Below are 20,551 nucleotides of genomic sequence, written 5' to 3'. Positions count from 1 at the left end.
GCAACTGGCGCGCCCGTTCTTAGCCACAAGCTGCGCTACGAGTACGACAAGCTCGGCCAGCTCAGCCATTGCCGCCTGCCCGGTGGCCAGCTCAGCAGCATCGATCTCAACGGCTCGCGCCTGACCAGCCACCAGTTCAACGCTGGCCGCGAACAGCAGCGCCAGTACCAGTACGACGAACAAGGCCGCCTGCAGGCCCACAGCGTCAGCCAGCAACAACACGGCTAGCACAACAACGCCTATACCTACGACGCTAATGGCAACCTGCGTTATCACTACGATCCGCTTGATCACCTGATCAACGTACGTGGTGCCACGCCGGAATAAGAAATTGAAGGTACCAAAAATGACTTCAACTAAAACAGTCTCTATTTGGGTAGCCCATACTAGTTGGGACATTCCTACACTCCAGCAAGTGACAACCCCATCATACTCAGAAGACGGATACTTTCTCGGTTCCGATTTCACAAAAGCATTCGCCTTAGATTTTATCGATGACGATCTTATGGAAGCTGACAAAGTTGAAATAACCAACTCATTACCAGATGCTATTGAGGGTTTTTCATATGACTCAGAAATTTCCGACAGTATAAATAGAAACCCAACAAAGATCCCCCCAACAGATACAGTAGTGCTTATTTACGAGCTCCAATATTCCGGTACACCGCAAAAAAGCCTTATAAAGGGGAAAGAATTTATATATTCAGGCAGTTTTGAATATCGTGAATAGTTGTAATGCTCAATCTAAAAGTCCCGAAATCACTGCTCGTATCGCGGCACTCTAACTCTATCTGGCTGAGATAACGCTTGACACGGGGTAATTGATTGAATTCAAAGTGTCCACATTCCATGGAGTGTGGACACTTCCCATTTCGGATCTGGGAAAAGGTCAAGTCCTTTTCGCTTTCACTATGGACCGCTGATCTGGCTAGAAATACCGGTTTATGATGCGGACATGGGGTGTCTCGGTCTCGCCATGCTGGATGCTGCAAGACGCTGGTACCACGTTAGTGACTGTGTACTTTCAAAGAAGTGGCTGGATGTTTCTTGGGAGGCCTTTTATGAAAGGTCGGCGGAAAGCTAAAAATGTTCGATTGGAATTGATAAGACGATTCGAGCAGGAGGCACGCCTCGCGGCGCCTTGCCCTTCGAGGAATCAGAGGAGGTTTATACAGGTCGCTATGGCAAAAGGTCGTGACCTCGAGCCACTGGGTCGTATGGCCGAAACTGGAGTAATCAGTTGAGGGGGGATCGTCCCCCTAGGTGTGATTCGGGCTGCCTGACTCAGTAATACTCCAAGTGAAAGCAAACGATTGAGTTTACCAGAGAGAGGTACTGGTCGAAATTTGTCGCCCGCTCGGAAAGTCGAATCTGCATTGCGCCACTGAGTTAATCAGCTCCAGTAGGAGCGCGCTGGCGTGATTCTGTAGAGCAAAGCGCTGACGCCTGAGCAGCAAAAAGTCCAGGAACTGGAAGCTCGAATGGTTCGTCTTGAGCGGGAGAAATCTAATTTTAAAAGGGCTACCCTCTTGATGTCGGAAGAGCCCCCGCATGCGCGTTGATTGATCAGTTGAGTGGTCAAGAACCGGCTGGTTGGCCTTGTGACCATTTGCTCTGGCCACTGAGCCTCTTGCCCAGCCCTAGTTTCCATCCCAGGAAGCAACTGAAGATGGTAGAAAATCATCTGCTGATATCATAATGCCGCAATGTGTTGGGAAGCCGCAGAGATTAGGGAGGAAAGGGATGCCGGCAGTCTTCATTCATGTGTCCGATATCCATTTTGGTCAGGAAAAGGATGATCGAGTTCACATACATGCTGATGTAAAACAGCAACTGATCGCCGACGCAAGGGAAGTCGTCTCGAGTTTAGCTGGTGGGATCGCTCACGGCATACTTGTGACAGGCGACATCACTCAGTCGGGCAAATGGGCGGAGTATGAGGAAGCCGGCACATGGCTAGACGAACTCGCAGCGAGTATCGGTGTGGAGATCCATCGTGTTCAGATGGTGCCAGGTAATCACGATCTTGATCGTTCAAAACTATCGTTCGCAGGGAAGCAAATTCTCGACCATATTCGTGCAGGCGGCTCTAAGGAGTACGAGGATATTCTGAGCAACCCGACAGATCGGGCAGCCCTCTTTGATCGCTTTGAGGACTATGGCCGCTTTAGCTTCGGTTACAACTGTCCCCTTAACAACGAAGGCGCCTTTGCGTCGGAAATGGAAGTGAGCCTCGCGCCCGGTCGGGCAATCCGTTTTATCAGGTTCAACTCCTCTCTCCTTTGCCATGGGGGAGAACGAGATGAGCACCCGGAATTGATGATAGGTGCGCGTCAGTTCACGATCCCCCGCACAAATGGGGTGGAAAATATTGTCCTCGTTCATCACCCATTGCATTGGTACAAAGATCAGGATCAGGTGCGGGATTACATTCGTAGCCGGGCTCGGGTTTTCATCTCGGGTCATGAGCACAACCCAAAGGTGTCGGTCGACAACGTCGAGTCGGGCTCTGATGTGATGATGCTCGCAGCCGGCGCTACTGTCCCCTACAGGTCCAATGACGTCTACACCTTCACCTACAACATCATAGAGTTCGACTGGGATGAAGAAATCGACGGTTTGTCGGTGACGATGCATCCCCGGGCTTGGAATGCGCAGCGCACATGTTTCGAAGCCGATGACGAGCGCTTGGGCGGGAAGGAACCAAACTTCCGGTTGGCATGCCCGTTTTTTCGCAAGGCGAATCGTCCGGAAGCGTCTACTAAGGCTAAACCAGCAGATGCACCGGCTGTCGAGGAAAGCACATACTCAGTGGTGCCGACTATCGAAATGGTCCCGATGGAATCCTTGGAAGGGGAGCCGCGTACCATGCCACCGAACAATGAAGGCTATGAAACTGCCAGGCTTCGGTTCTTCCGCGACCTGCTAGAAGGGGAACGTTTACGTATCCTTGTTGAGTTGGACGCGCTTCCAGATACTTCCGATGAGCGAATGTCCCAAGGGCTGGAACGCAGGTTGTTGGACATGCTTGTCCGAAATGGGAAGCTGGGTGATGTCGAGAAGATGATGGATCAGTTAATTGGCGAACGGAAGGACGGGGCACGGTAATGGATAATATTGCGGTTCACATGCGGATTTCCGGCGTCACTGTAAACGACGACGATGTGAATTCCCGGCGCTCGGCGGCGACTAGCCTCGCGACCAGCTGGGGAAAGGAGAAAACTGTTTCAACCATCATCTCCAAGGCAGCGGATATTGCCGAGGCTCTTGGTGGTGACGGCAACCCTCCGTCCGCGCTAGGCGATGAAATCCAGAAGGCAATCCAGAAAAAATCTTCCTCGTTCCTTTATGAGGAGCGTCCGCTAGACGTTAGCGTCTGCGCTGGTATGGCGATGGTTTCTCTCTTAGATGTAAGCCCGGGCGTCAGTGGATGGTCGATTAACGACGTATATGCCACTGCGCTTTGGTCCGCCCTCGCATATCAACCGGTACTGGAGACCGAACGACGCGAAAATCTCCGTCGCGAAGTTCTTAATGCGGCTGCCGACTGGGTCGCGACGACGGCCGAAACGGCGAGGGAGCGGATGGATGTCCAAGACCCCTCTACCGTAAGTATTACCATCGACGAAAACAATGTGGCGACCAGCAATTTCAAGGAAGCGATGGCCAATACGATTGAGGCGCTACGTCGTAATGCTGCCTTGGATCGCGAGGAACTTGATTTTCTATGGTGGGCGCAACTGGGACGCAGCCGACTGCTCAATAGACAGCTCTCCGCGATCAACGAACCGACACGTATAGTCGCCGCCGGCGTCGAGGGGGCCAGGATGCTGCGCCGCCTTCCCTGCGAGGTGCATCGCGAGATCGTCCTCCGGACGCTGGACCAGGATCCAGAACTTGATCTGGCAGAAATGCTTGCGGCCGTCGGTGACGACCGTACGGCTCTCGCCGCCGCGTTTATCCAAGGCAATATCACTTCCCACCCGACGGTTTTCCCGCTCCTTCACGCGTTGGCCACTGGTGAAGTGGACGGATTGGGCGCAGCAGTGAAGCGTCGGGTTTCGGAGTGGGGCGAGCGGGCTCTGCTGGAAGCCGGGTTCGCTAGAATGATGTCGCAGGGCGCGAGCAAACTATGAGTGGATCATGCAGTTTCGATGGATGTACCGTCGACGAGACGGGACTCTGTGCGCTCGAACGCCCCCCATTATCCTGTGGAAACCGTGCTACTAACGAGTCAGCAGCCCCGACCTCGGCGGATGTCAAAGATGATGAAGAAATCGCATCACTGTCTGGTGACCGGCTGGGCGCACCAGTGCTCGATCAACCCGTGCGCGCTAGCGCGCTTCCCTCCAGCCGGACGCTCGGGTTGGATAGGCTGAACGCCATGATGGGCACCAGATACGTCAATGTCGTGGGTATCCTCGGCGATCCTGAGTCCGGTAAGACCGCATGTCTGGCCAGTCTTTACCTTCTCGTCTCGCACGCGAAACTTGAGGGTTGGTCATTCGCGGACAGCAAGAGTTTAGCGGCGTTCGAGGAAATTGCGCGTGGCGCGCGCGACTGGAACGATGGCACCGCACCGGAACAGATGACAGTCCATACAGAGTTAGCAGACGATCATGGTCCGGGTTTCCTCCATCTCAGGCTCGTCAGGCTTTCGGACGGTCGGCGCGTCGACCTAGCGCTTCCCGATATGCCAGGGGAATGGACACAGGCACTCGTTAATACGGCCCGATCGGATAGGTTGGATTTCATGAAGTCAGCTGAGGCGATTTGGATCGTGCTTGATGGCCGCTCGCTTGCAGACATTGAAAAGCGTCATGGACTTATAGCTAGAGTGGGGCAACTCGCTGGGCGTCTGAACACTATGTTGAACGGACGTCCTTCACGATTATTAGTCGTGGTGACCCATCGTGATTTGCATGCCCTCGACGACAATGTGATCAGCCGTCTACAGGTCGAACTCGCCCGGCGTGGTGCGGAAGCCGAGATAGTGGGTGTCGCTCCCTTCTCTGATCGCCCTGACGATGTGCCAGCAGGATTCGGCATAGCCAAGCTGATTGACCTGACAGTTGGGAAGCAGGCTGATCGCCCGACCTTCTGGCGGTCGACCGAACCAACTGAAGGCGATCGCGCTTATATATGCCACAGGAGGGATCGATGAGCCGATCAATCGTGTTGCTTGGTGGTCCTGACTCAGGAAAAACCAACTACATTGGCCCTCTATGGCGAGCGCTCGACGTGGGGACGGGGGGGTTACATGCTGCGGAACAGCCTGAAGATATCAACTTCGTACTAGAGATTACCGACCACCTTTTCGCTGGGGGATTCGCGCCGCGTTCCGAGCACAGCGACGCGCGGCGCAACTTTGAGGTCGTTGTTGCCGCGACGAAGGACGGACCACGATCTAGGATCGTCGTTCCTGACATCTCGGGAGAGCTTTGGCGCAACGCAGTCATCGACAGCGAGATAGATCCAGACTGGGAGAGTGAACTGAGGCGGGCCGATGGTGCGCTGCTTTTCGTAAGGGTTGGTTCCGACCAGGATGTCCGCCCCCTCGATTGGGTGACGTCTCGCCGCATGCTGGAGAAGCTCGGTGGCGAGGAGGATCAGGGCCTTCCCACGCAGGTAATGCTGTGCGAGTTAATCCGCTTCCTTGAGTGTTCGCTTGCCAAGCGGGAGGACGGCGAACGGCCGCGGCTGTCCGTCGTCGTCACCGCATGGGATTTGGTTGATGCTGGAATGTTTCAGCAGGGCCCCTTGGCTTATCTCCAGCGTGAGTACCCTCTTGTCGCGGGAAGACTGACCGACCTGGAGGCTCTCAATGTCCAGATATTCGGTCTCAGCAGTGTCGGCGGTGACCTGAAGTACGACCCCGCCTACCGGCAAGCCTTTCTCGAAGCAGGGCCGGACGGTCATGGATGGGTCACTGTATACGATGGAAATGGGTGGAAAAAAGATTCCGATATCACCCTTCCCATCGCGTGGGCGGTAGGCCTTTGAACCTGTGATTACTGCGGAAATCCAGATCCACGGCTATCGCAAGGGGCATCAACTTCTGGCGTCTTCCTTCGTCTTGCCCAAGGAAGATCAGACAGTCGTGGACCGCCTTTCCGATGTGGCTGGTCCCCTGCGCCCTAAGGAGCAGTTCAAGCCTTACCTATCAGTTTATCCGTTGCCAAGCGGGACCCACTACGTCATCGCAAGGACATGGCAGGATCTCACTGTTCCTCGGGCGGGCTGCGTCCGAACCAAGAGCGTGCTGATCGATGCGCAGATCTGGTCCCTCCGGCCGCCGCTCATTGCCATCCTTCATTTGCTCAGTTCGGCGGAGCTGCCGACCGAGACTGAAGCAGTACGTACCGAGCTGATGGAGCAGTTGGAGAAACGGCTTCCTTCCGCTACCAATTTCAGCGGGAGCGAGTTGCTTGAGGCCCTTTTCCTCGAGGAGGCCAAGCCAGTGGTGGTGTTTGACGCACCTGATCCCGAGCTGATCGCTTTACGCCTACTCTCCGCGCTATGGCCTGACATTCGGCGGCGATTTGCACTTTCGACGTTCGCCCTATCGCCTCGAAAGATAGGCGGTCGGGACCTCGACCTTGTCTTTGCCCCGTCGAATGCCAAGACCAAGTTCTCTGATTGGCCAGGGCGTCGTGTAGACGGCCGTTCGTTGCAGATGAATCGTCATAGGTGGACGGAAGCGATCGTGCGCCGCGTTTTCGAGGAGCCCGTGCCAAGACTGCTGTCTGATCGCGAGATCGATCTGCTGGGTGATCGTGACGTGGACAATGCGGCCGCCTTGCGCATAACGCTGTTATGGGACGAGTTGCTCGACAAGCTGGACCGAACACCTACCGCTGCCTTGGGGCTGCTGGACATTGCCAACTCGGGGATGGTCAGCAATACAGCAGCGGTGAAGTCGCTGGAACCACGACTGGTCAAGGCCACGCGTAGCGCGGCGAGCAGTCTGCCCCTTAACGACGCTTGGGACTTCGTAGGCGCGATCGCGCGAAAAATGCAGGGACACGACATGCCCGCCGGCAGGATTGCAGTCGAACAGCTTGCGACCTATCTCGCTGAGCGGGCGCCTGATGGTGCGGTCACCCTTTTACAACAGCCTGATGCCAAGGGTGCGATTCAAGACTTGATCCCCAGCATCGCAATAGGTCTTGGCAACGGAGCGGCGCCGCGCGTCGTGCAGGTGCTTGCAAAGGCACCGGCAGACATCCTCGCACGCCTTGTGTCGCAAAGCGGCGCTGTGGCTAGTCGAGTCGCTGGGGATGATGGGCTCCTTGGGAGGATGGGAGCCGTCCTAAATGAGGTTGGCCAAGAGCTCGCGGACAGGGCCAGCATGATGATGCTCCCCTATTTGGTCGAAGATCGGCAGCTTTCCACCGCTCTGCCAATCTTCGGTAGGCTCGATCTCCGAGGGATAGTTGCGCAACTGCGTTTGCTCGGGGATACCAACGATTTCGAGGGCAAGCGGCTTGGTTCCGTGCTCATTGACCGGGCTAGGAAAGTGGGGGGGCTGCCAGCCGCTCGCGACGTTTTGATTTCGTCGAGCGCTTCGGCCCGAAGGGACGCGCTGCTCGTGCGGTCGGTCAAACCTGTCGGGGCGGATATACTTTGGCTTCTAAACGAGAAGCGCCTATCCGAGAAAACGTCCACTGCACTGCTCGTAAGCGTGCTGCAGCGTACCGACAACGAGCAACTCGCTGCGCTGCTCTCCGACCGGGCGATCGGCGAGCACATAGTTGCGCGGCTATCGGACAACGCTGTCGACATACTCGCGAGGGCATTGGTGCAGGACCTTTCCATGGACGCGTATATTCGTGTCATCCTCTCGGTGATCCCGAAGGTCGACGATGCTCGAAAATACGAGATCGCCGAGCGCGTGATAGGAAGGTGCTTGCGCAATCGGTTCGACGGTGACGAAGCCGCAGTGCTGTCTATGCTGTTCAGCATTCTCGGTGAGAGACTTGATGGCAGATGGGTAGCCAGGGTGGGATTGGAGCATGGCATCGACGCTGAGGTCGCTGACCGGAACCTTATCTCGTTCGAGAATGCGCCGCCTGCCGCCCGAAAGCGTATTGTTGAGGCTGTCGCGGAAATTGCACGAGCTCTACAGGGGCGACACGTCATCGATCTGACCGAACTGGCCATCAATGCCTGCGCCAAGCTCATGTTCGATGCGGAGAAAACATCGCGCAAAGTACTAATCGATGCAGCTGGCTGGCTCACGCCATCGTTGCTCAGTGCCCGCCACCAGCCTGTCTCCCTTATGATTGCGGCTCTATTTCCTTTGATTTATCGAGAGCTTGCGAAAGACGACGATGTGCCTGATCTCCTGAAGTTCGTTCCTTTCGTTGATTGGGATCGTTGCAAAACCGCTCGTCATGAACTGGTTGATGCATTCATGTCCTCATCATGGAAGCCCGGTGATCTGGCGCTGACTGCATGTCGATGCGATGACGTCGTTAGGATTTTCAAGCGCGTAGTGAAGTCGAATGGCGGTGACAAATATCTTTCGAGAATAGAGAAAGACCTGGGCCGCCTAGACGACGATGGTCGGCGCTTAGTAAAGAGAGTAATTGCCGAAATTCGGCCAGACAGGGCTCTCACGCTTGATAAGTGAAAAATATCTACAGATGGGAAACATTCGACGCATATTAAATCGCCCCGGACTTTCTAGAGACTCTGAAAACTCATGGAGTAACTTTTTTTCAAACTCTACCGGTGATAGATGATTGTTGAAACCATGGCGATGTTTTATGTTGTAGAACATCTCGATTTAATCGAACACATCGCTACGAGCATCTTGCTGCTTGGTGTAGATTTTTCATTTGATACGTTCCAATTTTAGAAGCTTGAAAAACTCTCGGCTATCTTCTCAAGAGGAAATCATAGAGATAGTGTGAACCTACTAGGGCATCACACCAATGCCTTTCCCTCCAAGAATGAAACGATGTTGACCGACTTAGCCATACTATTTATTTACATCTTACGAACTCCATAAGCGACGGCGATCTGACGTTGAAATAGCGATATGTGTCTCTCACATTGAATAATCTGTAGAGTGCTAAAAATGAACCAGAAGGTTACAAATATTGCGACTGTCTCTATTGCTCTTTGCGCGCTAGGCTTATCTATATGGCAAGGATATATTCAGCGCATGCACAATCATATCTCTTTGGAACCTCGGGTAAATGCCTACTTCAAGGTAGATGGCCGAACAAATCAGTGGGGTATTTACGTATTCAACAATGGAATGGGGCCGGCGTATGTGGAGAAATTAGAGGTGCTGGTCGATGGAAAGTCTGTTCCAGAGGGAAAGCATGGAAGATTTGGAAGTGCGTTATTATCTCTAAATCTTGACCCAACCTGCTTTACCGTAGGAGGTCCAAGACCAAATGACTCACTTAAAATTGGTGAAGAGATAGCAATGATTGAGTCCAGCCTTAATGCTCATCCTATGTGCGCATTCGCAGCCTTAAAGCTAAAGGATGCTTCTCAACAAAATATAAACTTCATCCTGACCATTAAGTCTATCTACGGCGACCGCTTCGAGTATAACTACAAAAATAATATTCAGCTCCAACTCTAGACCCTCCTTTAGAGTTATAAACTTACGTCCCTGACCACGAAAATAGCAAGCTGGTCGTCCCCTACTGTACACAAGGCAAGCAAAAGAAATGATAAAACAAACGCTGGAATTCTACTCAGGCTTTCCAACCATACTTTCTCCGAACGCAGCAGCTAAGTTAAAGAAAGCAAAGCTTGATGGCCGAAATAGCGAAATATTTAAAGATCGCCGCGGAAATAAAGTAGAAGTTATCGGGCTAAGTCGGGATTACCATATTTATATATTGGCGTCACGAATATCCTCTATATTTGGAAGCAAAGCTATTTGGGATAATAAAAAACTAACTGCCTCCACCACTCTAATTTTTCAGACGTACCCAATTCCTACTGAGATTCCTATTTCAATCGTCCTCGATGGAAGTTCACCATACAAAATTCCTTCACTTCTTCGCCCACATGACATTATAAATGTTTCCGTTGAGTCTCCAGAGCATGGTGGCCTCCCCATGTGCATGAAGTTTACTCATAAAGATGGAAGTGGAGTTAGCCTCATGCTTTCCCCAGATCTACTGCACTATGTACAATTCCCTGATGGACATCAAGAGATCACTGACTTCAAGGTGGAATATATTGGGATTGCGTGTGGGAAGAACGGAAGTAGAACAGTATTCCAACGTGCAGAAGCACATGAAAAAATCGTGGAAATCCAAGGTGATTTTCAACAAAGGCATGGAAACAGGAGCCTATTTATATTTGCTTATGATGCTGGCTATCAGATGTATGCCATTGCGGATAGAGGAGTAGTTATAACGGGACAGGGAATTATTCCACACCTAGTAGACGGAGGTATGAATAGCCTTTTTGAAGCCATGGAAGCGAGCTTAATAAGCTACTTCAAACCAGAGTACAATAAGGAGTTTATAGATTTTCCGAAAACCCGGCCATTTTGGCTAAAGGGCACCTATAGATCTTTAGATGGCATGGTACTTAACGTAGATCGAATTTGTGTTAATTTAATGTCCGACTGCTCATTCAACCCAGATGGCATTTGGTCCTTCGGACGCTTCCGCTCAGCAGCCCAACGTCCCAAAACACTTCATGTAGTTGACTTAAATATTACGCGAGCAGACCAGGCCTAAATTAACTAAACCTAGCCAAGAGTAACTATTGACCCTAAGCCAATCACCTCAAAGTAATTAGATTACATATACCCTCGGCTATTTTTAAACTCACCATTACGTCCATCAAGTCGCTTAGTTAATCAGAGCTAAGGAGCGTCGTGTCGCTGTAGATTAGGCAAGTTTGCAGCCGGAGGCAGATGATTGTAACCGTCTGGCCAAGTCACCTACGGCATCAATTCCTCCACCGAAGAGCTGACCGAATTGGCTCCCGCCAGGGCAGAGCGCCTAATCCCCTGCACGAGTCCCTGAGTGAGCTGAAACGTTGAGGCGTGCTGTACAACGACTTCAGCACTGAATACAGCGCCGATCACCTCTCGATCGATTTTCAGTCCGTGATATCAAAACGCTTCCCTGTAAGTATGCTTGCGAGATTTCAGGGAGGCTTGGGCTATGTGGGTTTGGCGGGAAGCAAGGGAAAAGTGGTTACTGGCAGGCGCTGTCGGGGTGCTAGTCCTCATTGTCCTGATCAATCTGAAACTGTCCATCTGGCCTTGGCTGGATGGTGGTCAAGCTGCTGTATTCCTTCGCGCTGACGCCACCGGCAGCGTAACCAGTGACCTCTTGGTCGGTCTATTCTCGGCATATGTGTTTTATGTGATCGTCGAGCTCATGCCACGTCACCGGAGAGAGAAGCTGACATTGAGGCCCCTAAACATGATTGTGGCTGCAGTGATCGACGCATACGAGCGCGCCATGGTGTTTGGGCATGAGACCCCCATTACTTCAGTCGAACTGGCCGTGCTTGATATCGAAAAACTCAAAGCTCACAAGAGCGAGCTGATGACCAAAAGGGATCTGCTGAAGGTGAAATTCGCAATGGAGACCGGCCATTCTAGATACCCCGATTTCCAGCACGCACTGGCCATGGCAGCCTCTATCTCGCCAGAACACGCATTGAGCTGGCTTGTGCTGACTGACAAGGTTCGTTTGCTTGCCGAGCAGTATGAGCTATGGCCGGTGAACCCATTCACTAATAACTATCTCGGCCAACCGACTGATGAGCAGTGTGGGGATGCAAAGCTCATGGAGGTGTACGGCAAGTACCAGGAAGATATGGCATCGATCGAAGGTACTCTCCGCCTCAGGGTTATTGAGGTTATCGAGGCCACGATTTTTTGGTTGGAGCAGCAAGCCTCATAGCCTCCTGATCTCCCCCGAGCTTTGCGTCGGTATATCTGCACCGGCCCTGTCTGGACGGATCTTTGGCATGATGCCGTTGCCGAGCTGCCACCGAACGTTCTGTTCTAGCTCGAGGCTCTCACGAGCCCATGGCCGGTTTTTGCTCTGAACTCCAGCGTCGTCGCCGTTCACTATTGTATCGGCCATGTTCGACTTCGCTGCGTTCAATTGGTAGCGAGTTTCCCCTTGCGGAGCGCATCTGGTGCCAGATAAGCTTGCTTGGAGTCTAAATCTTTAGATTCAATAACGGGTAGTTTCAAGCCATCTATTGCATCACGCTTAGCGGTGATGCTGGCCAGTCTTTTCCCTTCTTGTGGAGGCGGCTAGGCACAAAAATTACTAGGTGCTCCTAGAGGAAAGACCGTCTAAGGCTCCTGGAAAAGAATTTGGCGGGTTGTATTACGATGCGATTCGCCCCCAAAAAAGCGTAATGCGTAGTCATGGATGGATTGCGTTTACGCTAGCTCAGGGTCGTAGGACCCGATGCGGCTTAGGTTTCATAGCAGGCTGCAGAGCACAACTAGATTTCGCCCACGGCACCTACGATGCCTGGTGAACTGAGCGGATTGCCCCGTGTGGCCCGCCAGAAAAATGGCCCAGGTTCTTCTTAATGAAGAACTAGTGGCAATGATTACATCCCTCCGCTTCGACTGATTAGGGGTGTAACAACAGCATCGTGCATTTGACTCGAACAGCCTAATAAAGTCGGTCAAGCAGCACGCACAACTTCGCGCCCTTTTGTGAGGTACGAAGGTCAGCAGCTCAGCGCACGCAACGGAATGTAGTGGCTGAAGTAAGTCCCTTGTTGCGACCGTTGGGTTGGTATGACGGTTGTGAAGGTGCGATAAATCAATGCTCGACGCTCTAGGGCTCTACAACCTAGGCGCGGCCGTACTAGCTCATAGCGGTACGCATAAAATCGGCTGAAACGCCCACACACTAACGCTTATCCAAAGGATATCTCCTATGGACACACGTCGTGGGCCACTCGACTCGCTGAAAAAAATCGTATTCTGGGAATTTATCCGCGAATGTTGTCGCAGGTTAATTCGCTGGATATGGGAAATGATAGCCAGCCTGATTGAGTGATTTGCAGAAGGCGGCCTACGAAAGTAGGCCGCTCTGGCGCCTGTTGTTGCTGAGGAAAAGCCTAACGCTGTATTTGGATTAGTTGATTGTTATGCAGTGGAGTGTGATAGATGAGGAAAAAAGTGGTAGCTGAGAGTTTTTATCCTGCGTTCATACATTCACCTATGCTTGGCAGCGCGGAGTCGTACGTTGTCCTACAGGCGGATACCAGCGGATTTCGGCGTTGCAAATTGTTGGGGCTCTTTGCCGAGTGGGAAGCCAACCAGGTACAACACTTTGGCAGGCATAGGCTTGCTATTTGGGGCTGAGCTCCATTTTACCTGTACCTCGCGCTCGGCATAGCGTAGGGAAACACCTAACTGTTTAAGCGTGTCGATGCGGGACTGCATTTCGTCGTGTACCACGAATTTCTGCACCTCACTATAGGCGTCGGCGCAATCCCGGTAGTCCCTGAAGTAGTCCACTAATACTGCAAATGTTTCGTCTGCTTCGCGGGTCAGTTCAAAGGCCGGTTCTGAGAGATCCATCGTGCATGTTTCTGCAAGCTTGGCTAGTTGCTTTCCTGTAGTCAGTGGAGCAGCCGTCAAGGTTATGTGTTCTTGATCGAATTTTTCCTTAGTGGTCTTGAGTTCCTCTTCGGAGGGAATAGTGAAAGGCTTGTTGAAAACATCGATGTCCGCGAACTCGAGTGCTCATGTAAGGGCGCGTCGGGGCTGACAAGCTTTGCTCAACTCGTTGGATTGTCCGCACGTTCAAACCCGAGATCGCAGCCAACTGTTCTTGAGACCACTGCCGCGCCTCGCGGAACAGTCTGATGCAGAGGGTTAACTCAGCGGGCGTCAGCAAACGGGGCTATTGAGTGGTTTCAGTGGCGTTCCTTTTGTAGCTCTATCGTTTTCGACCGATGGTGTGAAGTATGGAGAGTAATAGTCAGGACCAACACGACAGTCCCCCGACAGCCATGCCCTGAAAAAGTGGATGGCAAGCGTCATTCAAAAGTCCGCGGATTTTCCCAGGATTACCGTCTGCAAAGCGGCGGTCCTTTTGGGAGTTAAGCAGGAGGTCGCGTACTCACCGAAATCGAATCGCACATGGTGCTGGATCTAATCGGTCGGATAAGCCATGGTATTGCCATCTAACTCGCTAAACCCTTCGGATGCTCTTTTCGCAAAAGACGCCTATACGGAGACAGTGGTCTGGACGACGGATATCGAGAGTCGCCCCGTTGAACTGGGCTTAGCCAAGGAAACTAGGTGGTTATTTGCTTGATGATTGCTGACATCGTACGGTTTCTCCGGTCAAATCCGGGAGCCAAGGGAAGGGAAATTGCGCGGCAGCTGGGCTTGGAAAAAGGGGACGTTAACTCCATCCTCTACAAAAATCCTCTGACCTTTGTCCATGATGATGAACAGTGTTGGTCATTGACTGCACCGACCAAGCTGACAGTTGTCCTCGAAGAAGAGACCTGGGTGGGGGCCGCCTCGTTTGAAGAGGTGCTCGCAGCTACCGGGTCGCCGCTTGATGAGAACTGTTCTGAGGTTGCATTTGTCGTGCCTAAAGGCTGCAAGATCATGGTCGACGCCGCAGCCAGGCTACTGGCGCTATGTAACCAGCTTGTGATGCTTGGTAAGGCTGCCTCGATTGACTTCAGCGCGTGCAGAACGACCCTGACGTATTTCAATCGGTTGGGATTTTTTGATCACTTGGCAGGGACGGTGGACGTGATTCCAAAGCGTCCTTCCCATTCAGGGGCAGACGCCTACCGTGGCAACAATCAAGGGGTAGTCGAGCTTGCCTCCATTGATCACCGAATCCCTGATGAGTCGATCCCCAAACGCTTGAAAAACAGTCTGGTGAGCTGTGCCGGTGAGCACTATTCACAGTCAGCATTTACGTTCATTTCTGAGCTATTCGGAAACGTGAGGGATCATGCAAAGTCTGATATTCCGGGCTTTGCAGCGCTCCAGCACTACCCGAAAGGTAAAAAAATTCAGACGGTGATCTCTGACAGTGGGATTGGCATCGTAGGCAGCCTACAGCCCGTGCTGGAGCATAAATACCATGAACTATTTCGACAGTTTGACTTCTCTAAACCTGAGGCAGGACCAGAGCTGGTGTTACATGTCTTTAAGCAGGGCCGAATCTCCAGCTCTGAAGATGACGGCCGTGGTCTTGGTTTGAAGCGCAGTGGCGATGTGGCCGCTGGTTTCAATGCAACTGTTACGGTGAGGCAAAAAAACTTCGAACTGACAATGGTTTACAGCGATGGTCGGCTCAATCGTAGCTTCTCGCGCTTGGATATGCCGACCATCTTGGGAACTCATATCTGTTTTGACTTCTTGATTGACAGCTAAGGCTCTCTCGTTAAACTGAGCAAATGAATCAGAAATCTATCACCGTTAACTTAATCGACTTCACTGAAGACGACCATCCCTTCGGTAACGTCCAGGGCAAGGCTGCTTTTGCGAAGCTACTCGATTTCGTTCACTCCCACCCGCAGATTTCCACATTTGGGGTATCTCTTTCCGGCATAGAGGCGACTGACGCATCCTTTCCAAGGGAAAGCGTCGTAGCCGTTGCCAAGCTTTTCAAGGGAGAGCGTGGCTTCTACCTTAAAAATGTGAAAAGCCGAGATCTGCTCGATAACTGGAGCTATGCGGCCCAGGCTAAAGAGATCCCTTTGACCGTCTGGGCGGATGACAGCTGTGACGTCATCGGGCCCGAGATTAGCCCTTCCAACCGAGAGCTGCTGGAGTGCGTACTGTCACAGCAGTCAGTCACTGCTGCTAAGGTAGCTGAAATGCTGAAAATTTCGGTCCCTAATGCCAGTACCAAGCTGAAAAAGCTCAAGGATCAGGGGTATATCCTTAGGGCTGAGGAGGCGGCCGAATCGGGTGGCATTGAGTACGTTTACCTCTCTATCGGAAATTCTGCTTAAACAGGTTTACAGAATCAGATTCTTGGCGTAAGGTTTGTTCCGACTCCAAGGGTTTTTTATAATCCCTGGTTAAACTGGATCAATAAAGCAGATTGGTGATCGATATGGCTACTAACCCTCCAAGTGGTGATGGGCATCGTAATGGTGCGGTCCGTCAACGTTCTCAAACCCAAACCCCGTCTGGTCACTGGGTCAAACGTGACACCGAGACCGGTCAGTTCATGGACGTAAAAACCTCGGACAAAACGCCTTTCAAAGGCGTCCGGAAAGAGAAATAGGGGAGCTAAGCATGAGTGCGAAATACGAAATTTTTCTGGGAACAGATCGTCAGTACTATTTCCGTCTGAAAGCGCCGAATGGCGAGAAAATCCTTGCCAGTGAAGGCTATACCACCAAGGCAAACTGCCAAAATGGTATCCAGTCCGTGAAGGTTAACTCCCCTTACGACAGTAACTACAAAAAGCTGACGTCGGTTAACAGCCAGTACTACTTCACCCTTCATGCAAGCAATGGGCAGGTAATCGGAAAGAGTGAGACCTATACCACTACTCAATCCCGGGATGGGGGTATTGCAGCAGTTAAGGCGTATGGCCCCACTGCTCCAGTGGTCGACCTCACCTGATCTGTCGTGCTCGCATAAAGCCCTCGCGCTGCGGGGGCTGATTTGCGTGGTACCGGTCGAGGGAGGCCGAAGCACCTTGATCCGGGGGGCGGCAGTGAAGGAAGGTACCCCGGGTGGCCGGTATGTTGGGCCATGCACGAGCAGTTTCTCGGCGTAGGCTCCGGCCCATTTTGAAGAACTTGATTTTCTCAGAAGAATTCGGAGCTTTCAGCTCAAACCATTGAGCTGCCGGGTGTTGGTGTCTTTCGAGTACATGATCTATTCGTAAGTTTTTCCGATCGGCTGGCAGCGCCCGTGGTAACCATGAGACGTCGTGCCCATGTTCCACGTGGAACCAACTATTGTGTGAGGCGAGTAGGCTTTTCTCATTTATTTTGTGAACCTCAGCCGGTGGCCTCACAAAAAAGATGATTTTCTCCCAGCGTTTGCTGGGACTCCTGAGTCATCTATTTTGTGATCCTACAATCCGGGTTGCATCGCCGAAATGAAAAAGGCCAACGCTCAGCGTTGGCCTTTTTTATTGCCCGGCTAAAAGGGGCCCTACTCGGCCGCCGAAACACTTTCCAGGCGATAGCCATAACCATAGATGGTCAGCAGCTGCCAGCCACGATCCGCGGTCAGCCCCAGCTTGTTGCGCAGGCGGTAGATGTGGGTGTCCAGGGGGCGGGAGGAGACGATTTCCTCATGGGTCCAGAAACGCTCATAAAGGTATTCCCGGGATAGCGGCCGACCCAGGTTGGCGAACAGGCAGCGGGCCAGGCGGTATTCGCGTTCGGTGAGGCTGATCGGGTTGCCGGCGCGGGTCACGGTCAGCTCGGCGTCGTCGAAGGCCAGGTCGTTGAAGGTCTGTACCTCGACGGCCGCCGAGCGCTGCAAGCCGTGGCGACGCAGAACGGCGGTCACCCGTGCCTTGAGTTCGTTGGGGCGGAAAGGTTTGCTCACATAGTCGTCTGCACCGGTGTTCAGGGCCTGGACGATATCGCTCTCGGCATCGCGGCTGGTGAGCATGATGGCCGCCGGTGGCGCCTCCATGTGCTCGCGGGTCCAGCGCAGCAACGAGAGTCCGCTGAGGTCCGGCAGCTGCCAGTCGAGAATCAGCAGGTCGAAGGTTTCGCGCCGCAGCTGCCGCAGCAGGTCCTCGCCACGCTCGAAGCTGTGCAGCGTCCATGGCTGTTCCCCGGGGCCGGGGATCTGTCGCAGTGTCTGTTCCACCCGCGCCAGTTCGGCGGGCTCGTCATCCAGTATTGCGACACGCATGCGGGGCAGTTCCTTTTATCGCGAGAGAATGCTGATGGCTTTATTTGAGGCCTTTCCTGGCGCTGAGTTTAGGCTGATCAGACGAATCTGAACAATTGTGGCGAATTGCTCTGGTTCACACCTTTGCTCGGTACGCTGATGTCATATAGCCGGTAGCCGACAGGAGCACTGTCCATCCGGCCTGCATTCGTTGCAGAACGATACCGGCTCGAACGTGCAAGGAAAAGAACTATGGGGAACATCCTGGGGAAGGGGCGGTTGCTCTACGCAGGCATTGCGCAGGCAGCGGACCTGGCTCGATTTACCACTCTGATGCTCGCGGCTTGCCTGAGCCTGGGGTCGACCGCGGAGCAGCCTGCGCTGCCGTCTTCGGACTATGCCTTGCCGGTGCAGCGTTATTTCAGCCCGTCCGTAACCACTATCGGGTTCAGCGACTCCCAGGGCTTCGCCCCGATCGGCGCGCCACAGACACAGACGGCGCAGCCTATGGTCTATCAGGAGCAGCAGCGTTGGGTGTTCTAGATCAGACAATTCTGAACAAATATTGCAAACCGGCCCGGCCTCCACGGCATGCCGGTAAATTCGTAGTCGCTGAGTGGCACACAGGGGCAATCGGAAGTGCTCCGACACAGGGAGTGTCAACCGCCGGATTGGCGGACGTCAGGCCGGGGCTTGTCTTCGGTTTGCAGTACAGGGGAATATAGGGAGTGCCTCCTCAGGACGTAATGCTCCGACACAGGGATGTGTCATCCCTCCTCTCCCGCGCGGCCCCACGGCGCCGCCAGCCAACAAACAATTCCTCATTTTTTATCTGTGAAGGCCTCTGATGAAGACATTCGGCGCTGAGTTTTTCGGTACGTTCTGGTTGGTCCTGGGCGGGTGCGGGAGCGCCGTGCTGGCGGCTGGCGTTCCGCAATTCGGGATCGGTTATCTGGGGGTAGCCCTGGCCTTTGGCCTGAGCGTCCTGACCATGGCTTACGCATTGGGTCCGATTTCCGGAGCTCACCTCAACCCCGCGGTCTCGGTTGGCCTGTGGTTGAGCGGGCGCTTCCCGGGTAGCCGACTGCTGCCTTACATCGTCGCCCAGGTGCTCGGTGGGCTCGCCGCAGGTGGCGTACTGTTCCTGATCGCCTCCGGCAAGGTCGGGTTCGACGCTTCGGCGGGCTTCGCAGCCAACGGTTACGGTGAACACTCCCCTGGCGGCTACTCGATGTTCGCTGCGCTGTTGACCGAAGTCGTGCTCACCGCGATGTTCCTCCTGATCATCCTGGGCGCCACCGCCAAGCGCGCGCCAGCCGGTTTTGCCCCGATTGCCATTGGCCTGACGCTGACCCTGATCCACCTGATCAGCATTCCGGTCACCAATACCTCGGTCAACCCTGCTCGCAGCACCGCGGTCGCCTTCTTCGCCGGCGAGTGGGCAGTCTCGCAGCTGTGGCTGTTCTGGGTAGCACCGCTGTTGGGCGCAGGGCTGGGAGCCCTGGCCTATCGGTTGATCTCCATCGAGCGGGACTGACCTGAGCGGGTCGGATGCGCTGATTCGCATCCGGCCGGCATGGAGCCAAACAGCGCAGCCGCTCTTTAGCGGTTGTGCTGTTTGTCCCGTAATGGAATGACCCTGGCCGGCCTTGGTTCAAGAGGTATGGTCAGAACGCTAACAATGCAGTTCTAATGGCACGGACTTCAGAAGAGCGCGACTACGGACCCATGAACCCATGACCTCCTTGCACATCCGCCACCGGGCCATGCTCGTTTCATTTCTGCTCGGCAGCACACTGGCCTTTTCCATGCCGCAGGCTGCCGTCGCCGCACCCAAGCGCCCTCCCTATATCGATGAAAACCAGCAATGCCGTGGCCAGCCGCTGCCGGCGACGGTCGAGCATCTCACGGGCGAAGCCTGGAAGCTGGATGCCAAGGGCAACCAGGTACCCCTGGAAGAAGGCATGAGCGTCGATGAACTCGAAGGGGTAAAGACCTCGCCTTCGGCATTCGTCAGCCTGTCCCTGGGCGATGGCTCGCTGGTGGTGCTGCCCTCCAGTTCCCAGATCACCCTGCACCTGAACGAAGAACATGCGATCCCCCAGGTCGCGCTCGAGCAGGGGCAGATCGAATCCTATGTCATCAAGCGCCCGAGCGATTACGACCGTTTCCAGATCGTCACGCCGATCGGCGTGCTGGGTGTACGCGGTACGCACTTCCGGGTGCGTAACGACGATCAGCAGTCGCTGGTGGAAGTGCTCAACGGCCAGGTAGCGGTCAACCGCGAAGACGACGAAGCGCCGAAACAGACCAAGGGCAAGAAACGCCCTGTGGATAAACCGGTCGGGCCGGTTCCCGGTGAAGTGCAGGTCATGGCTCGCCAAGGTTTGCGTATCCAGAAAGAAGGCCCGTTGAAGCCAGTCGATCTGTTACCTGCGCCGCAGCTGATGGGCCAGGCGGGCCAGACGGGCGATCTGCCGGTCTGGCAGCTGATCATGAAGCCCTTGCCGGGCGCCAAGCGTTACCGGGCCCAGGTGGCGACCGACAAAAGCTTCCTCAATATCAAGCAGGAACAGTTCTCCAGCACGCCGGAAGTCAACTTCAGCGGCCTGGAAGCCTTTTTTTATCATGTCCGCCTTTCTGCTTTCGATGAGCACGGACTCGAAGGAGAGACGGGGGTCTATGACATCTTCTATTACCCCAGGACCACGCGTGTTCAGTAAG

General features: G+C 53.8%; 18 protein-coding genes and 3 pseudogenes. 17 read left to right on the top strand and 4 right to left on the bottom strand.

The window, feature by feature from the left end:
• Window positions 1–30: 30 nt before the first annotated feature.
• The 8 genes and pseudogenes from DK261_RS02440 to DK261_RS02400 all read left to right on the top strand — a co-directional run.
• Window positions 31–324 (top strand): annotated as a pseudogene (locus DK261_RS02440) (hypothetical protein); the annotation flags it as partial.
• A 22-nt stretch (window positions 325–346) separates the two neighbouring features.
• Entirely contained in the window at window positions 347–730 is a 384-nt protein-coding gene (locus DK261_RS02435; protein ID WP_110175243.1) for an immunity 22 family protein, read from the top strand.
• Window positions 731–1,430: 700 nt separating this feature from the next.
• A pseudogene (locus DK261_RS02425) lies at window positions 1,431–1,603 on the top strand (IS3 family transposase); the annotation flags it as partial.
• Window positions 1,604–1,743: 140 nt separating this feature from the next.
• Window positions 1,744–3,108 (top strand): metallophosphoesterase, encoded by a 1,365-nt coding sequence (locus DK261_RS02420; RefSeq protein WP_110175242.1) that lies wholly within the window; start codon window positions 1,744–1,746, stop codon window positions 3,106–3,108.
• Window positions 3,108–4,136 carry a GTPase-associated system all-helical protein GASH gene (locus DK261_RS02415; protein ID WP_110175241.1) on the top strand — a complete coding sequence of 343 codons (1,029 nt, stop codon included), beginning with the start codon at window positions 3,108–3,110 and terminating at the stop codon, window positions 4,134–4,136. Before DK261_RS02420 ends, DK261_RS02415 begins: the two co-directional genes overlap by 1 nt.
• 248 nt (window positions 4,137–4,384) lie before the next feature.
• Window positions 4,385–5,164 carry a hypothetical protein gene (locus tag DK261_RS02410; RefSeq protein ID WP_256597539.1) on the top strand — a complete coding sequence of 260 codons (780 nt, stop codon included), beginning with the start codon at window positions 4,385–4,387 and terminating at the stop codon, window positions 5,162–5,164.
• Window positions 5,161–6,003, top strand: a complete 843-nt coding sequence (locus tag DK261_RS02405) for a hypothetical protein (RefSeq protein WP_110175239.1) — start codon at window positions 5,161–5,163, stop codon at window positions 6,001–6,003. The genes DK261_RS02410 and DK261_RS02405 overlap by 4 nt, the downstream gene beginning before the upstream one ends.
• A 4-nt stretch (window positions 6,004–6,007) precedes the next feature.
• A complete protein-coding gene (locus tag DK261_RS02400) occupies window positions 6,008–8,635 on the top strand; it encodes a hypothetical protein (RefSeq protein WP_110175238.1) in 2,628 nt (875 codons plus the stop codon).
• Window positions 8,636–8,688: 53 nt separating this feature from the next.
• On the opposite strand, the pseudogene DK261_RS02395 reads toward DK261_RS02400, so the two are convergent.
• Window positions 8,689–8,884: pseudogene (locus DK261_RS02395) on the bottom strand (IS3 family transposase); the annotation flags it as partial.
• A 201-nt stretch (window positions 8,885–9,085) separates the two neighbouring features.
• Between DK261_RS02395 and DK261_RS02390 the strand changes: the two are divergent.
• From DK261_RS02390 to DK261_RS02380, 3 genes are all read left to right on the top strand, one after another.
• Window positions 9,086–9,604: a hypothetical protein gene (locus tag DK261_RS02390; protein ID WP_110175237.1), complete on the top strand. Its 519-nt coding sequence runs from the start codon at window positions 9,086–9,088 to the stop codon at window positions 9,602–9,604.
• Between the two features lie 88 nt (window positions 9,605–9,692).
• Window positions 9,693–10,721, top strand: a complete 1,029-nt coding sequence (locus tag DK261_RS32775) for a hypothetical protein (RefSeq protein WP_146218501.1) — start codon at window positions 9,693–9,695, stop codon at window positions 10,719–10,721.
• 432 nt (window positions 10,722–11,153) lie between these two features.
• The gene (locus tag DK261_RS02380) at window positions 11,154–11,903 is read left to right on the top strand and encodes a hypothetical protein (RefSeq protein ID WP_110175235.1); all 750 of its coding nucleotides are present in this window, start codon (window positions 11,154–11,156) and stop codon (window positions 11,901–11,903) included.
• A 1,322-nt stretch (window positions 11,904–13,225) separates the two neighbouring features.
• Here the strand turns inward: DK261_RS02380 and DK261_RS33295 are convergent.
• Window positions 13,226–13,558 (bottom strand): hypothetical protein, encoded by a 333-nt coding sequence (locus tag DK261_RS33295; protein ID WP_218278163.1) that lies wholly within the window; start codon window positions 13,556–13,558, stop codon window positions 13,226–13,228.
• Window positions 13,559–13,646: 88 nt separating this feature from the next.
• Window positions 13,647–13,805, bottom strand: coding sequence for a hypothetical protein (locus DK261_RS33290; RefSeq protein WP_256597541.1), 159 nt, complete (start codon window positions 13,803–13,805; stop codon window positions 13,647–13,649).
• 494 nt (window positions 13,806–14,299) lie between these two features.
• Between DK261_RS33290 and DK261_RS02365 the strand changes: the two genes are divergently transcribed.
• The 3 genes from DK261_RS02365 (at window position 14,300) to DK261_RS02350 (ending at window position 16,591) form a co-directional block, all read left to right on the top strand.
• On the top strand, window positions 14,300–15,385 hold the full coding sequence (locus DK261_RS02365; RefSeq protein WP_110175233.1) for an ATP-binding protein: 1,086 nt from the start codon (window positions 14,300–14,302) through the stop codon (window positions 15,383–15,385).
• 23 nt (window positions 15,386–15,408) lie between these two features.
• Entirely contained in the window at window positions 15,409–15,969 is a 561-nt protein-coding gene (locus tag DK261_RS02360) for a winged helix-turn-helix transcriptional regulator (protein ID WP_110175232.1), read from the top strand.
• A gap of 289 nt (window positions 15,970–16,258) precedes the next feature.
• On the top strand, window positions 16,259–16,591 hold the full coding sequence (locus DK261_RS02350; protein ID WP_110175230.1) for a YegP family protein: 333 nt from the start codon (window positions 16,259–16,261) through the stop codon (window positions 16,589–16,591).
• A gap of 540 nt (window positions 16,592–17,131) precedes the next feature.
• Here DK261_RS02350 and DK261_RS02345 read toward each other — a convergent pair.
• The gene (locus DK261_RS02345; RefSeq protein WP_009041468.1) at window positions 17,132–17,848 is read right to left on the bottom strand and encodes a response regulator transcription factor; all 717 of its coding nucleotides are present in this window, start codon (window positions 17,846–17,848) and stop codon (window positions 17,132–17,134) included.
• A 231-nt stretch (window positions 17,849–18,079) separates the two neighbouring features.
• On the opposite strand from DK261_RS02345, the gene DK261_RS02340 reads away from it, so the two are divergent.
• From DK261_RS02340 to DK261_RS02330, 3 genes are all read left to right on the top strand, one after another.
• The gene (locus DK261_RS02340; RefSeq protein ID WP_009046216.1) at window positions 18,080–18,370 is read left to right on the top strand and encodes a hypothetical protein; all 291 of its coding nucleotides are present in this window, start codon (window positions 18,080–18,082) and stop codon (window positions 18,368–18,370) included.
• A 304-nt stretch (window positions 18,371–18,674) separates the two neighbouring features.
• Window positions 18,675–19,364, top strand: coding sequence for an aquaporin Z (gene aqpZ / locus DK261_RS02335; RefSeq protein WP_007921032.1), 690 nt, complete (start codon window positions 18,675–18,677; stop codon window positions 19,362–19,364).
• 199 nt (window positions 19,365–19,563) lie between these two features.
• Window positions 19,564–20,550, top strand: a complete 987-nt coding sequence (locus tag DK261_RS02330; protein WP_028683592.1) for a FecR domain-containing protein — start codon at window positions 19,564–19,566, stop codon at window positions 20,548–20,550.
• Window position 20,551: the final 1 nt, after the last annotated feature.

Origin of the sequence: Pseudomonas sp. RW409 (assembly GCF_003184125.1) — a bacterium.
Taxonomy (GTDB): Bacteria; Pseudomonadota; Gammaproteobacteria; order Pseudomonadales; family Pseudomonadaceae; genus Aquipseudomonas; species Aquipseudomonas chlororaphis_I.
The sequence above is the reverse complement of the archived record's forward strand: the minus strand, read 5'-3'. Positions and strand labels throughout refer to the sequence as shown.

Coding starts and splice junctions, on each gene's coding strand:
- aqpZ (WP_007921032.1), top strand. CDS start 18,675: ATGAAGACATTCGGCGCTGAGTTTTTCGGTACGTTCTGGTTGGTCCTG.
- DK261_RS33295 (WP_218278163.1), bottom strand. CDS start 13,558: ATGGATCTCTCAGAACCGGCCTTTGAACTGACCCGCGAAGCAGACGAA.
- DK261_RS02350 (WP_110175230.1), top strand. CDS start 16,259: ATGAGTGCGAAATACGAAATTTTTCTGGGAACAGATCGTCAGTACTAT.
- DK261_RS02330 (WP_028683592.1), top strand. CDS start 19,564: ATGACCTCCTTGCACATCCGCCACCGGGCCATGCTCGTTTCATTTCTG.
- DK261_RS32775 (WP_146218501.1), top strand. CDS start 9,693: ATGATAAAACAAACGCTGGAATTCTACTCAGGCTTTCCAACCATACTT.
- DK261_RS02380 (WP_110175235.1), top strand. CDS start 11,154: ATGTGGGTTTGGCGGGAAGCAAGGGAAAAGTGGTTACTGGCAGGCGCT.
- DK261_RS02365 (WP_110175233.1), top strand. CDS start 14,300: ATGATTGCTGACATCGTACGGTTTCTCCGGTCAAATCCGGGAGCCAAG.
- DK261_RS02360 (WP_110175232.1), top strand. CDS start 15,409: ATGAATCAGAAATCTATCACCGTTAACTTAATCGACTTCACTGAAGAC.
- DK261_RS02435 (WP_110175243.1), top strand. CDS start 347: ATGACTTCAACTAAAACAGTCTCTATTTGGGTAGCCCATACTAGTTGG.
- DK261_RS02415 (WP_110175241.1), top strand. CDS start 3,108: ATGGATAATATTGCGGTTCACATGCGGATTTCCGGCGTCACTGTAAAC.
- DK261_RS02405 (WP_110175239.1), top strand. CDS start 5,161: ATGAGCCGATCAATCGTGTTGCTTGGTGGTCCTGACTCAGGAAAAACC.
- DK261_RS02345 (WP_009041468.1), bottom strand. CDS start 17,848: ATGCGTGTCGCAATACTGGATGACGAGCCCGCCGAACTGGCGCGGGTG.
- DK261_RS02340 (WP_009046216.1), top strand. CDS start 18,080: ATGGGGAACATCCTGGGGAAGGGGCGGTTGCTCTACGCAGGCATTGCG.
- DK261_RS02410 (WP_256597539.1), top strand. CDS start 4,385: ATGATGGGCACCAGATACGTCAATGTCGTGGGTATCCTCGGCGATCCT.
- DK261_RS02390 (WP_110175237.1), top strand. CDS start 9,086: ATGAACCAGAAGGTTACAAATATTGCGACTGTCTCTATTGCTCTTTGC.
- DK261_RS02420 (WP_110175242.1), top strand. CDS start 1,744: ATGCCGGCAGTCTTCATTCATGTGTCCGATATCCATTTTGGTCAGGAA.